The organism is Paenibacillus sp. NPDC057967 (assembly GCF_042887015.1).
Taxonomy (GTDB): domain Bacteria; phylum Bacillota; class Bacilli; order Paenibacillales; family Paenibacillaceae; genus Pristimantibacillus.
This window is the reverse complement of record NZ_JBHVQB010000005.1, coordinates 436740-451038: the sequence shown is the minus strand read 5'-3', so window position 1 is coordinate 451038 and position 14299 is coordinate 436740. Positions and strand designations below refer to the sequence as shown.

Annotated in this window: 9 protein-coding genes; 1 reads left to right on the top strand and 8 read right to left on the bottom strand. The window is 50.4% G+C overall.

Features of this window, described 5'->3' with window-relative positions; genetic code table 11:
• Positions 1–71: 71 nt before the first annotated feature.
• From ACFVSO_RS15685 to ACFVSO_RS15655, 7 genes are all read right to left on the bottom strand, one after another.
• Positions 72–1163 carry a DUF3626 domain-containing protein gene (locus ACFVSO_RS15685; protein ID WP_387475106.1) on the bottom strand — a complete coding sequence of 364 codons (1092 nt, stop codon included), beginning with the start codon at positions 1161–1163 and terminating at the stop codon, positions 72–74.
• 206 nt (positions 1164–1369) lie between these two features.
• A complete protein-coding gene (gene metE / locus ACFVSO_RS15680; RefSeq protein WP_387475104.1) occupies positions 1370–3655 on the bottom strand; it encodes a 5-methyltetrahydropteroyltriglutamate--homocysteine S-methyltransferase in 2286 nt (761 codons plus the stop codon).
• Positions 3656–3796: 141 nt separating this feature from the next.
• Positions 3797–4699: a LysR family transcriptional regulator gene (locus ACFVSO_RS15675; RefSeq protein ID WP_387475102.1), complete on the bottom strand. Its 903-nt coding sequence runs from the start codon at positions 4697–4699 to the stop codon at positions 3797–3799.
• A gap of 367 nt (positions 4700–5066) precedes the next feature.
• Positions 5067–6137 carry an undecaprenyldiphospho-muramoylpentapeptide beta-N-acetylglucosaminyltransferase gene (locus ACFVSO_RS15670; RefSeq protein WP_387475100.1) on the bottom strand — a complete coding sequence of 357 codons (1071 nt, stop codon included), beginning with the start codon at positions 6135–6137 and terminating at the stop codon, positions 5067–5069.
• Positions 6138–6293: 156 nt separating this feature from the next.
• Positions 6294–7562 (bottom strand): DNA ligase D, encoded by a 1269-nt coding sequence (gene ligD / locus ACFVSO_RS15665; RefSeq protein ID WP_387475098.1) that lies wholly within the window; start codon positions 7560–7562, stop codon positions 6294–6296.
• Positions 7563–7703: 141 nt separating this feature from the next.
• A complete protein-coding gene (locus tag ACFVSO_RS15660; protein WP_387475096.1) occupies positions 7704–8483 on the bottom strand; it encodes a GNAT family N-acetyltransferase in 780 nt (259 codons plus the stop codon).
• A 182-nt stretch (positions 8484–8665) separates the two neighbouring features.
• A complete protein-coding gene (locus ACFVSO_RS15655; protein ID WP_387475094.1) occupies positions 8666–12565 on the bottom strand; it encodes a galactose-binding domain-containing protein in 3900 nt (1299 codons plus the stop codon).
• Between the two features lie 410 nt (positions 12566–12975).
• On the opposite strand from ACFVSO_RS15655, the gene ACFVSO_RS15650 reads away from it, so the two are divergent.
• Positions 12976–13413: a CBS domain-containing protein gene (locus tag ACFVSO_RS15650; protein WP_387475092.1), complete on the top strand. Its 438-nt coding sequence runs from the start codon at positions 12976–12978 to the stop codon at positions 13411–13413.
• Between the two features lie 123 nt (positions 13414–13536).
• On the opposite strand, the gene ACFVSO_RS15645 is transcribed toward ACFVSO_RS15650, so the two are convergent.
• The gene (locus ACFVSO_RS15645) at positions 13537–14157 is read right to left on the bottom strand and encodes a rhomboid family intramembrane serine protease (protein ID WP_387475090.1); all 621 of its coding nucleotides are present in this window, start codon (positions 14155–14157) and stop codon (positions 13537–13539) included.
• Positions 14158–14299: the final 142 nt, after the last annotated feature.

Here is a 14299-nt window from a genome sequence, read left to right as displayed (position 1 = left end):
ACGTTTATCTATTAAATCGAGCTGGGAGTCAGTTGATCGCAATCCGAAACGTTATGACCGACACGCACAAACTAATACGAAGTAGGACTGCCGTATCGAACCAGCACATGCCAGAGCAATTTCAGCTCTTGCAGCATGTCCTTGGCGCTACCCCGATCGCTCCATGCATCGGGATGCCTAACAACCTCCGCTGCCGCCGCTCCGATGGCATGCGCATCGATCCTTCCGTTCACCGCAATTCTTTGGGCCAAGGACGGCATCGCCGGTCCTCGGAAATTAGAGGGTACATCCGCAGCCTTCAGTGAAAATCCCATGTGCCAATACAGCCTGATGTCATATAGGCGGCATATGCGCTCCAGCAGCTCGCCCGTCTTCGTACCCTTAAAGGATGGGTCGGCGACAAGCGTATCCGCATCTTCTTTCAATGAAACGGCCCCATGTACTTGCGCTTCAATATAGTGATTCAAATTGCGCATGGCGGGTCTCTTCGACAGTTCGATAAATGGAAGGCCAAGCTTGTGAATCAGATGCTCCACCAGCTTGCCAGGTGTCAATTCTCTCTCCCCCAAGGCACACTCGTTATGAAAGGCATCCTTCAACAAAGCGGCCAATACCATATTGAATTGTTCGCAAGTCCCCTTCTCCTCCGGCTCCTGATGCGAATCCATATACGTGAACGTACAGCGGCGGGTAACATTCGGCCGCAATAGAAAATAACATGAGCCGAATCGGGGAGCTGGACCATCGGGATGAAGCATCAGGTTTAGCGCTCCATACTTAGGCCGATCAGCATTCGTCGTCCCTTTCGTCTGATAAGCCCCTCCGAACAGACGCTCCTCCCAGATATCCCTTTGGCCGCCAGGATAGGCGGATACACTTCCATTCGATAGAAGCGTCTCGAACTGACTTTTATAGACGCCTTCCTCCAGCAGCGCTTCCGCAATACTCTTCATGGCCGGATTCAGCCGGTCGGGATGAAAATGCAAGGCGACACGCGCATATTGATTTATACTAGCCACTGCTTGCTCCAGCGTCTCGCCGGGTATATTGGACATCGCAAGAACTTCTTTTATGACCGACGCCGCATCGCCCTTGCGGGATTGCGCGTATGCGGCAATATGATCAATTGCCAGCTGCTGCGCTGGCGTTAAGCAATGGGACATGTTGGCCTCTCCTATCCTTGATGAGCTAACCCATGAAATGGATTAAATCATATTACCACAATAGCTGTTTTCGTGTGAAGGATGAGATAAAGCTATCATTATTTACGGTAAAAAGGAAATAAAAAAAGGAACAGAACGCCCAAGCGTCTGCTCCTCTATATGAACCCTATCCAATCGTTCTCTATATCTGATGAATAGAACTTGTATTATGCCTGTACGGCATGCTTCTCGCGAGCAATCTGGGTAGCTTCTACCATGTTGCGCAAGGATGCTACTGTCTCTTCCTGGCCGCGTGTCTTCAGACCGCAGTCCGGGTTGATCCAGAACAGCTTCGGATCAAGTACGCGCAGCGCGCGGTCGATCATATTGGTCATCTCGCCAACACCAGGAACGCGCGGGCTGTGAATGTCGTATACGCCAAGACCGATGCCCAGTTCATACGTGTTCTCCTCGAAGCTGTGAATCAACTCTCCATGGCTGCGGGAAGTCTCAATGGAGATAACGTCCGCATCCATCGCTTCGATGGAACCGATCATGTCATGGAATTCGCAATAGCACATATGCGTATGAATTTGTGTCTCAGGCTGTACTGTAGCCGTCGTCAAGCGGAATGCCTTGACCGACCATGCCAAGTAAGCGGCCTGATCCTCTTCTTTCAGCGGCAAGCCTTCACGGACAGCCGGCTCATCCACCTGGATCATGCCTATGCCTGCTTGCTCAAGTGCTTCTACTTCTTGTCTAAGCGCATAAGCCAGCTGATAAGCAATCTGCTCGCGTGTAATATCGTCTCGTACGAAAGACCAGTTCATGATCGTAATCGGACCTGTCAGCATGCCTTTGACAGGGCGAGCTGTCTTCGATTGCGCATACTTCGTCTCTTCAACCGTCATCGCTTGCTCGAATGCCACGTCACCGAAGATGATTGGCGGCTTCACGCAACGGGAGCCATAGGATTGAACCCAGCCATACTGTGTGAACGCAAAGCCGGCCAGCTTCTCACCGAAGAATTCTACCATATCTGTACGCTCGAACTCGCCGTGTACCAGAACGTCCAGTCCGATTTCCTCTTGAAGTTTAATCCAAAGGTCAATTTGCTCTTGGATAAATGTTTCGTATTGAGCCTCGCTCCATTCTCCCTTACGCCACAGCTGACGAGCTTTGCGAACCTCTGCGGATTGCGGGAAGCTGCCGATCGTTGTCGTAGGCAGAATAGGAAGCTGCCACTTGTTCTGCTGCGCAACATGACGCTCCGCGAACGGCACACGGCTTGGCTCGCCTGCGCTAATGGCCGCAACTGCTTGCTTCACATCATTGCGGTTGCGCTGGCTAGACTCGCTAAGGGCAAGTAAATCTTTGTCGCATTGTGCGATTTCCCCGGCAATTGAAGCTTCTCCGGAAGTCAAAGCTTTCGTCAGCAATACAAGCTCGACTAGCTTCTCGTCTGCAAAAGCAAGGGCGCCTTTCAGCTCAGGCAGAAGCTTCGCTTCCTTGCTTACCGTTACCGGCACATGCAGCAAGCTGCAAGAGGATTGTACGATCAATCGGTCTGCGGACACGAGTCCAGCCAGCTCCTGTGCCAGTGCCAGCTTCTCGCGAAGCGACGCTTTCCAAATGCCGCGGCCGTCGATAATGCCGGCGCCCAGCACCTTGTCCGACGGGAAGCCGAACTGCTTGATCGCTGCAAGATTGCCCTTCAAGCCGTGTACGAAGTCAAGGCCAATGCCTTGAACCGGAAGCTGAACGATCGCTTCATAGTTGTCGACCGATTCGAAGTAGGTTTGCAGCAAAATGTTTAAACCAGGAACAGCCCTGTTGATCGTCTCATAAATGCTGCTAAGACGCTGAATATCCGCCTCATCCACATTTGTAACCAGAATCGGCTCATCGATCTGAACCCACTGTACGCCTTCCTGCGCCAGCTCTGTCAGAACTTGTACATACAGCGGAACCAAGCGATCCAGCCATGCGTCAGTCTCGGAAGCTTCATAACCTTTCGACAGCTTCAGGAAGGTAAGCGGGCCTACAATGACCGGCTTGCCTTCAATGCCCAGCTTCTCCTTCGCTTCACGGTAAGCGTTCAGCGGCTTGTTCTCCGTCAGGGCAGGCGTAGCGCCATCCAGCTCAGGCACAATATAATGATAGTTCGTATTGAACCATTTCGTCATTTCACTTGCAGTCGCTTCCTTCGTACCGCGAGCCATGCCGTAGTATACCGAAAGCGGTACAGCGCCGCCCTCGTAAGGGAATCTCTTCGGCACAATGCCGAACATTGCCGCAGTATCCAGGATATGATCATAATAGCTGAAGTCATTTACTGGAATAAGATCGATGCCTTGTTCCTTCTGCTTGCGCAGGTGATTCAACCGGATATCTTGAAGCTGGCTCTCGAATGCCGATTCCTCCAGCTTGCCTCCCCAGAATGCCTCAAGCGCCTTCTTCCATTCACGATCCGCTCCGATGCGCGGATATCCCAATACACTGCTCTTCACCATTCTCGCAACACCCCTAAATGAATTGTTACAAGAAAGATAACATGGATTTATGGATATAGCATAACTGGATTATACTATGACTAGTTATAGCCAATAGCTATAGCAAAGCGCATAGGGGTTGACAGCCCCTTTAACGAATGGCTATTGCCCTATTGCTTGCTTCAGTGCCTCTACATATGACGTGCCCAGCTTGGACAAAGCGACGTTCTTATGGGATATCCAACCTACATTAATGCTTTCATTCACATCCAGCGGGACCGGGATAATCTCGTTGCCATTCAGATCGGAGCTGAGCACGCCTGTAGAGATCGTATATCCGTTCAAGCCAATCAGAAGGTTGAACAGCGTCGCCCTGTCGTTCACCCGAATGCTCTTCTTATGAATCAGTGTACTTAGAATTTCCTCGGAAAAGTGGAACGAGTTGTATTCGCCTTGATCGAATGACAGATTCGGGTAAGGCTGCAGATCTTCTATTTTAACGCTGGATTGTTTTGCTAACGGATTTTTAATGCTGACAAAAATATGCGGCTTCGCCGTGAACAGGCTGGTGAACTGAAGATTGGCCGACTTCAGCAGCTTGTTGATCACTTTCCCGTTGAACTCATTCAAATACAGAATGCCGATCTCGCTGCGCATGCTCTTGACGTCCTCGATAATCTCATAGGTTTTGGTCTCGCGCAGAGCCAGCTCGTATTCGTCCTGGCCGTACTCCTGCACCAAGCTTACGAATGCATTAACGGCAAAGGCATAGTGCTGGGTGGATACCGAGAAGTGCTGCGGAGAAGGCTTCGCATTCAGATAGCGGCTCTCTAGCAATTCGGCTTGCTCCACCACCTGCCGGGCATAGCTGAGAAATTCCGCGCCTTCCTTGGAGAGCGAGATGCCTTTATTGGTACGCTCGAAGATCGAAATATTCATTTCCTCTTCCAGATCCTTAATCGCATTGGACAAGCTGGGCTGGGAGATGAACAGCCGCTTGGCCGCTTCATTAATGGAGCCTCGATTGGCCACTTCTATCACATATTTCAACTGCTGCAGAGTCAAAGAATAGACCTCCTCTTTCCGTGCGTATGCCATGAACTTGTATGTCTCCTATTATACCTAATAACAGACGCAACAGACGATCCCCTTTCATTCGCAATCAAAAAAACCGCGATCACTCGCGGTTCATTGCAGGATGGGACGACGAATAGGGCGGAATTTGCGACTTGCTTCCATTCCAGAAGTCAGGGCTTATGACCTAGAAGAGAGAACTGCCCTTCTCAATACCCGTTGCCAAGGGACACTACATTTCGGGCATGCTCCAATCCTTCCTCAATCCCAAGTTAATTTACATTACTTTACATGAAGCGAATGGAACCGTCAAGCCGCACGACAGAATGATCGAGGGGCTTCGTATGATTGCACTCTGTTAGCCTTTTGCGGTCTCAATAATGATCTTATAGACGGTCGTCAACGCATCTTGTGCATCATAGCGATTCATGCTGCGTAGATAGGTTTGTTTGTTGCGGGAGATGTCTTGCACGGATGCCAGCAGCGATTCCGAATTTAGTTTCTCTTCAAGCAGCACTTTGCAATACCCGCTTCGCTCGAACGATGCCGCATTCAGAAGCTGATCGCCTCTGCTCTGTTGCTTGGTAAGCGGAATAAGAAGCATCGGCTTCCTTAAATATAGAAACTCAAAGATCGAATTGGAGCCTGCCCGCGAAATAACAAAATCACTCATGGCCAATATATCGGGCAGTTGCTCATTCACATATTCATATTGGCGATACTCCGAACTCACAACCTTCTGATCCAGTTGGCCCTTCCCGCATATATGAATGACCTGATACGCCTTCGTCAGCTCTGGCAAGGCCTGGCGCACAGCTTCATTAATTCGCCGGGCCCCCAGACTACCGCCCATAATGAGAAGCGACGGCTTACCGTTATCCGGCAGTCCGGTGAACGACCGTCCGCGCTCCGCGCAGCCTTTCTTTAAACTCTCGCGGATTACAGCTCCTACATAACGGCTCTTCTTCTCTCCGATCGCCTGCGCAGTCTCCGGAAAGGTCGTGCATATGACCGTAGCGAACGGGCTGGCCAGCCTGTTCGCAAGTCCCGGGGTAATATCAGATTCATGAATAATCACAGGTATTTTATTCATCCATGCCGCCATGACAACCGGCACGGAGACGAACCCGCCTTTGGAGAACACAACATCGGGCTTTTCCTGTTTTATAATCCGGTAGGCTTGGAAGATACCTTTGACTACTCGGAACGGGTCCTTCACGTTTTGCCAGGATAGGTACCTTCTAAGCTTGCCTGTGGATATAGGATAATAGCTGACCTGCGGAAGCTCGGAGACAAGCCGTCTTTCAATGCCGTCACTCGACCCGATATAGGTTGTAGACCAGCCCTTCTCCGCAAGCTTCGGTATTAAAGCGATGTTCACAGTGACGTGGCCCGCAGACCCGCCCCCTGTAAAAACAATATTTTTCATACCGTCACCCGACTAAGATTTTTAACCCATTATACTCGATTAGCGATCATTGTTGCACAGAAGTTCAGCGATATCCTGCTGCATGGCATACCAAAAAACCGCAATACTTGCGGTTATCATGCAAGATTAGAGGTTTCATCCCCATCCGGCAGACCGTCATGAGCGGACGATGCTCCGCTCCTTCAGCTTGGCAATGACCTGTTCGAGTCCTTTGTTCTCCTGCTTGAAAAAATCGCTCATCGGACAGGCTACGCGAGTAAGTCGATCCAGAACATACGGAATATTAAAGGTTCGTACCGATAACTGCTCATTAACCTCCTCCCAATAAAGCGGTGTGGCGACAGTCGCATCTTCGTTCCCGCGCGTCGAGTAAGGACTGATGATCGTTTTGCCCGCAGCATGCTGAATGTAGTCGATGTACAATCTTCCGCCCCGGTTCTTCTTCAATCGCTCAATGGTAAAATCGTCCGGAAACTGCTCGACCAAATAATTCGCTAAAAAGGACGTAAACACTCTGGCATCGTCATACGTCAACTGGCTGTTCGATGATACAGGGATATGAATTTGCAGACCTTTTCCGCCTGAAATCTTGGGAAAGCTGATAATTCCGAACGAATCGAAAATGCGTTTCATCTCCGTAGCCGCTTTCACCGCCAACTGGAACTTCTCACGGCTTGGCGGATCCAGATCAAGCACAATTTCTAGCGGACGATCGTTTCCAATCGCTTGAAACGGAATATGATATTCGATCGCCAGTTGATTGCCAAGCCAGCATAACGTGGACAAATCATTGCAGACGATATACGATTTGTCGCCTTCTCGCTCGGTAGCAATGAAGGAAGGGGCATAATCAGGGCAATCCTTCTGGAAAAACGATTCCCCCGGTATCCCTTGCGGATAGCGAATTAGCGTTAATGTCCGGTTCTGCAGAAACGGCAGCATATAAGGCGAGATTTGAATGAGATAGGCAAGATAGCCCTCTTTGTCGATATGAAGGTCCTTCCATACCAGCTTCTCGGGATGCGTAATCCGAACCTCGGAGTGGACGATCGTATTATCCCTGATGAGCTTATCCCATGTGCATTCCGCAGAAGGTACGGCCAGCTGAAACGAGATAAAAGCCGGATCGATCAGCTCGCGCTGCTCGACGGCTTGGAAGGATAACTCGACACAGATGGCCGGTGCGACAGCTATGAACGCTCCTTCAGACTGAATTTGATTTTGCTGAATAGTTTGCCTCAATGTTTCTTTATCCCTTGCATTCAAGCCACGAAGGAAGGCTCCCATCGGTACGATTGTACGACCTTCGTACAGCCCCACCGCAAAGGAATCCGTTGCAGCATTCAGCCCCAATATGAAAAATATGCCTCTATACCGTTCCCTTTGCCTTCGCTTGGGGAATGGGTGGAGAAGACCGCTGCCCATTTGCTGATGTCCGCCTTTCATCTGGCTTCATTTGGCAATAGCTTGTCCATTCCCGCTGTGAATATCCAGATGACATGGCAGTAACAAAGGTAGCCGAGGCTCTGCTTCTACGGATACCGACTTTTCTCCACTTTCTATCGTTCACAGCTTAAATGGTACGATGTATTGACGGCATACGTTCTCATATCCCAAGGATTGGTATAGGCGAATCGCGGTTTTATTATCCTCGACAACGTTCAAATAAATGTGCTCGCTAATCGCGTAGCCCGTACGTGTCAGCTGTGCGCATATCTTCCTGCCATATCCACGATTTCGCCAGCTCGCATCCGTGCCGATATTGCCCAGTTCCACATAGTCCTCTGAGTAAATATGATAACCCCCCAGAGCGATAAGCTCCTGACCCGCCCATATACCGTAAAAAGGATACTGCAGCTCTTCCCTGGTAAATGCCATCGTGTTCCATTCAGCCAGCCTCGATTCGATCCGGTTGTAGCTCTCCGGCTCAAGCCGAACAACTTGCTCATCAACCGGCGGAAGCGCCTCCGGGTGACGATGCTTCATCAGTATAATCGGAGTAGCGGGGCTTATGATCTCCAGCTGCTCTTCCAACAAGTGCTTGTCTTCCGCATTCACCATACAACTCCCGACCGCCTCTTGTGGCAGCTTCAACCTCTCTAACATGTCGATCATAAGCGGCTTCAATCGGAAGGATTCATGCACCGGATAGACGGAAAAGGCGTGAAAGGGCATGCCTCTCAAGTAAGCCAGCACGCCTAGCAGTTCTCCATTCGCGGAGTAATGACCAACTTGAACTGTACGTGCTCTGCGCGCAGTAAGATAAGAGTAGTATAAAAAGTGCCTCTCTCTGTCCATGACAGCCAAGATGGCATCCATCTCCTCGGGTGATAATAATCGAATCATAAGTCTTCTCCTTAACGTATTGCTTGATGAATGCTATCGTCTCTTCATCTGCCGCGAGAAGCAGAATGGCGACAATGGCGGATACTTTCATTTAACCATAGTCCGGTAAGAGAATATAGCTTCCCATACAATCGAAAGAGGAAGGGCTCTAATGAGCCCTTCCTCTTGCCGTTCCCGCTTGATTACTGAATGGTCAGATTGAATCCGTTTTGAATCAAGTACACGTTCGGATGCGCAATGTCATTCGTCGTCAAGTTGTTGAATGTTGCGGAGCCATTGCCTGTATACGTGTAGATGGCAGCACCAGGATGCGGTGACGTGAAGCGCGAGGTCAAGATGCCGTCCTTGCCAGTGCCGTTAATATTAATATTGTTGAATACGATATTCTCGAAGCCGCCGCCGTAGCCGAACTGAATGGCGCTGCGCTGCGTGTTGAGGATATCGATGTTCGTGAACGTCACGTTTTTGATCGGATCATTGGACGCTTCCAGATCGATGGCACCTCGTTCGCCATTGTATAGATCTTTGCTGGTGCCGCTGTTAATAATGGTCGTATCCGAGAACAGGATGCCGGTATTGTTCTGGAAGTGATACCCCGGGAATACCGTATTCATTCGGATCGCGGAGCCGCCGACCGTGTCGACGATCAGATTATGGGTCGCTTTGTGACCGCTGCCGCCGAAGAAAGCGATAGCCGCTGCACGCCAGTTGTTCTCGATTGTATTGTAGGAGAACGTGTTGTTCACGCCTGCAGGCGCAGCATTTACGTTACTCGTCCATACAGCCAGACCGTCATCGCCGTTATTGCGGATGCTGCTATTCCGTACAGTGGAATTGCTGGTGCCTTGCGCGAAGTTAACCCCGTCCGCTAGGTTATTTCGGATACGACTGTTCTCGATAATCAGACCGCTTGCTATAATTGCCGGTGTATGAGCATAATCGCCTACCCAGAAGCCGCATTCAAAATGCTCTACCCATACGTTGTGCACCTTGGAGTTGGTGCCGAAGTTATCCATGAAGCCCTTGTAGATCGCTTGCTCCCCATAACGTGAGCGCAGATTGGAGTTCATATATATGTGGCTGAAATCAAGCTGGCCAGTCACGCGGAATGAAATGCCGCCTGATGCCTGATTCGGGTTCGTAAACTGGATATTGGTATGCCAGATTCCCGCGCCCATAATGGTGATATTGTTGATTTTATTGGCTACGCTGCCTACCTTCCACATATTGCCGAGATGGAACGTACCGGCAGGAATGTACAGGATTTTGCCGGAAGAGACAGCCGCCTCCACCGCAGCTTCGAATGCTGCAAGATCGTCTTGGCCGTCATTCGCGACCGCACCGAAGTCGGTAACGGATACCGAATTGGCCGGTCGGGCAATAGCCGCCGGTACGGATTCGATCTCCAGGAAGTCTACGCCGTACTCCAGACTGTCAGCATTGGATTTCTGAATGCGAATGGTGTCTCCCGGCTGCAAAGGCGTATCCATCTTCCAATGAACCTCGTCGAACCGGAAGAGCGGACGGCCGCCAGCCGGCGTATCGGCCGGATGATCGCTGGAGAAGTATTGCCAGCTGTAATAAGATGTGAGCGGCACCGTCTTGGCTTTGACACCATTGACATACACATCCAGCGATCCGTTCAAGCCCATGCCATTAGCCGAATCCGGCATCGTGAATCTCATCGTTACGCCGTCCCCGCCCTCTCCCGGCCGAATCGTCCACTGAGCATAGGAGCCGTTCGAAGGTAGGGAGATATAACGTTGCCCAGAAGCTTCCGATGCGGTCAACGCTTGATCGAATGTAGGTGCGGATTGCAAAGCAGCCCCGCCGCCTCTCGTGGCGTCGTCCGTGTCGTAACGGGTATATGGCATGCTGGCTCCGCGCTGGGAGTAGACAACCAGGTTCGTGTTGCTGACATTATTGGATTGTTTAATTGGCAATTCATTCCCATCGGCTGCAATCGTAGTGGTCAATGTATAGTTGCCTGGTGTTGCTGTCCAAGTCCCGGGCAAGGTCACGTTTGCGGATGCACCAGCAGCAAGTACACCGTTATAAGATCCGCTAAACGATTGAAGTGTGGAACCCGCCGGATTTTTCAGGGCTACTGTAATGCCATGGGCGCCGCCAGTTGAAGCCATATTGCCTTGGTTCTTCAAATTGACGGTCAATGACACAGTATTGCCCGCTACCGGATTGCTTGGCGTCCAGGATACCGTACCGACCAGATCGGAGCTCGCGACTGGCGCAACAACAAGCGGTGTAGAATGGGTGTAGCTGTTGTTGGATTCATTCAGTTCGATGACTGAATTGTTCTCATCCACCTTCGCATGAACGGAATAAGATGCCGCAGTCCGATTGCCTGCATTCAGCGACACCGTTGTCGATGCCCCTGCTGCAAGCCCGTTAACTGGCGCAGAGCCCGCTAGTGTGTTGTTCAGGTAGAAATTTACGGTCGTGGCTCCCGAAGGAGCTGTGCCATTGTTTTTGACTGTAGCATTTAGCGTAATGGCATTGGTCTCTATCGGAGATGCCGGCGACCAGGACATGCCCGTAATAACCAGGTCCGGGTTTGCTGATGCTGTACCGAAAACCTGGAATTCAGCCACTTGTCCGGCTGGCGCGCCGGAATTCGCTGTGAAGTTCAATTGCAGACGCTTCACGGTTGCTGTAACCGGGATCGACACTGTATTACCGGACGCAGGGTTAAATGAATAAGACTGAGCCGATACCAGATTGCTGAACGTCGTAGCAGCCTGGTTATGTCCCAGTACTTGAATCGTCTGATTGCGCGAGCTCCATGCCGTCGATGGATTCAGCTTAAGCACAATGGACGTAATGTCATGGTTCGCTCCCAAGTCAAGTGTCAGCGTACTCGGATGGCTGCCTCCCTCCCAATACGTGTCGGTGCTGTTGTCATTGGCATTAGCAGCCACAAATGTGAATGTGCTGGAGGATGCAGTAATGGACTTACCGATCGCGATATTACTGCCCGGAGGCGGCGTTGGCGTCGCGGTTGGCGTTATAGTCGGTGTTGGTGTTGGTGTTGGTGTTGGTGTTGGTGTTGCTGTTGGCGTTGGTGTTGCTGTTGGCGTTGGTGTTGGTGTTGGTGTTGGCGTGGATGTCGGAGTTGGCGTTGAGCTGGCCGCCTCTACGGTAATTTGATCAAGATTAACGTTGCCAGAATCGCCTGAATCATATTTGTATGCGATGGTGTTCGTTCCTGCATTCAGATTGACGCTCTCCACCTTGTTGCCCCATGTATCCCAGTTGACGAGATTAGGCAGGCTGGTTTGCCGCAGCTTCGTGCCGTTCACATAGAGACTAAGCGTCTTGTCGCTACCACTTGCATTGGCGTATTTCAGCGTCACATTATGATTGCCGCCCGCTTGCGCTTGAACGGTAAAGGTTGTAGACGCCCCTTGAGTCCAATAGCCGTCGACGAAGCCTGTTCCGGAGTAACCGGTATGATCCGTATTCACTTTGGCTCCGCCGGATAAGGCAGCCGCTTCCGCTTGATACGAGCCTGTCGGCTGTGGAGTCGCAGTAGGCGTTGGTGTCGGTCCGCTTGCGCCATAGATTTCGAATTCGGATAGCTGTGCCGCAGGCCAGCCTGAATTGTTCGTCACTTGCAGGCGGACATACCGTGTGCTTGTGGCATCAAAGTTGATCGTAACGGAGTTGCCCGCTACAGACGGATTAAACACATAGTTCGATGAACCGACGAGCGTCGAATAGCTAGATCCATTCGTGCTGCCTTGAATGGCGAGCGTCTGCGTCCGTGTCTCCCAGTTCGCCGGAAGCTTCAGCACAATCTGATCGATGCTTGTGCTTGCTCCGAGGTCCACTTGAATCCATTGCGGGAATGCGTTATTCGTACTTTCCCAATACGTCCCTTGATTGCTGTCTTTTACATGATTCGGGCTATAGGTTTGAGATTGGCCGCTTGCCGTTATGTTTTTGCCTAGCGTCAGATTAGGTCCTCCTGCTGCTTCCGCCGGTTCGCCCGGTCCAATCGATTGGAACAATGTTGTTAATAGCAAGGCTGCAACAAGCGACCATGCAACATACTTGGTCCGCATTTTATTCCTCCTCCATTTTTTTAGATGCGAGAAAGGGTGAATCCTATGTCCAGGTTTGAAAGCGATTACAATTTATTGGGTTCACTGTATCGCTATATCCATCCTTCTCCTCCTCCCTTCAGACAAGTAGCAGGCACCGCCTTGCTTGCCATACATTTTCATTATAGAAATGGATTCGCCGAAGCTATAGAAGCATTTCTACGGAAAATGTATGCGTTTCCAAGATGATCAACATTTATTTCCTATGTTTGGAAGTAATGCCTATGCATTTCAATAAACATGGAAAGCGCGGACATTAAGCTTATCGACTTGTACCTCGAAGGATAATCTGAGCGTTCCTGATGCACCCTATTGCCATTGGGGGATCATGGATGTCTCAATAGTTGAATCGAAACAAAGGAGCTATGTTCATGAAAGCTGTACGGGATTTAATGTCTACCGAATGTAAAACGGTAACCCTGCAAGACAATGTCCATGAAATTGCAGTCATAATGGCTGAGAATGATACCGGATTCGTACCGGTAGTCGAGACAGAAGACCACAAGAAAATTATCGGAGTCGTAACTGACCGTGACTTGGTGCTTCGGGGGTATGCGCAGAAACGTCCGGGCTCCTGTCCGGTGCAGGACGTCATGAGCGGTTCTTTGATTACCATCTCGCCGGATCAAGATGCAGAAGCTGCAGCAGATTTGATGGCTCAGCATCAAATTCGCAGGCTCCCTGTGGTGGAAGACGGCAATCTGGTTGGTATTATTACGCTTGGCGATCTGTCGCTCGGCAGCACAACCGGACGCGATGCCGGTATCGCGTTAAGTGAAATTTCCGAGGACCCTCATTATTTGCAATAGCATCTGTCGTGACAACGAAAACAAGGAGCTCCTTGCGCGCTTGCGCTTGGAGCTCCTTGTTTTAAGAACCGCAACGTCATACATGCGGCTCTCTCTGAAAATAAATGCAGGCTGCCCTGCTTGTTACATGCCATTACGCCTTGCTCTTCTTTTAATAATTGTACTAAGAATCGCCATGAATACGAATCCGCCAACGAATCCCCCCACATGGGCATACAAATCCACATTCGGTACAATTATGGAGTATACAATACCGACAATAAGAATAATCGTGACCGTCTTGGAGCTATCCGCATCCAGTACATCTTTTCTGAAGAGCGACAGGAACAAGTACGCGCCGTAGATGCCATAGATTCCTCCCGATGCCCCCGCCCCGATATACAAATCATGATGCAGGAAATAACTGAAGATATTGCCTACAATACCGGAGGCCAAGTAGAGCACGGCGAATTTCCACACACCCAGCATCCTCTCCAGCGGTGCCGCAAAAACGTATAGCGAGAAGCTGTTCATAAGCAAATGCATAAAGCCAATGTGCAGAAAAATCGAGGTGATGTAGCGCCATAGCTCCGGCTCTATCGCCCCTCCGCCGAACATTGCGCCGAATCGGTACAGCGTCTCGACTTGCGTAGAGCCTCCCGACAATTCCAATAGGCCAAACATAACCAGATTAATTACAATAATGATGCTGATCACCGGATACAGCCTCATATACTCCCGTAAACTTTCTCTTCTTAGAAACATAAGCCAACCGTCCTCTTCTCGCTCACATACGCGTATGATGTTGTCATTCCCATGCAGCATGGTCATTCGATCAGGTGTGTACTGTCCATTATAGTTCAAACTGAATAAACTGTTCAAATGAACGCAGACAAGAATACCCATC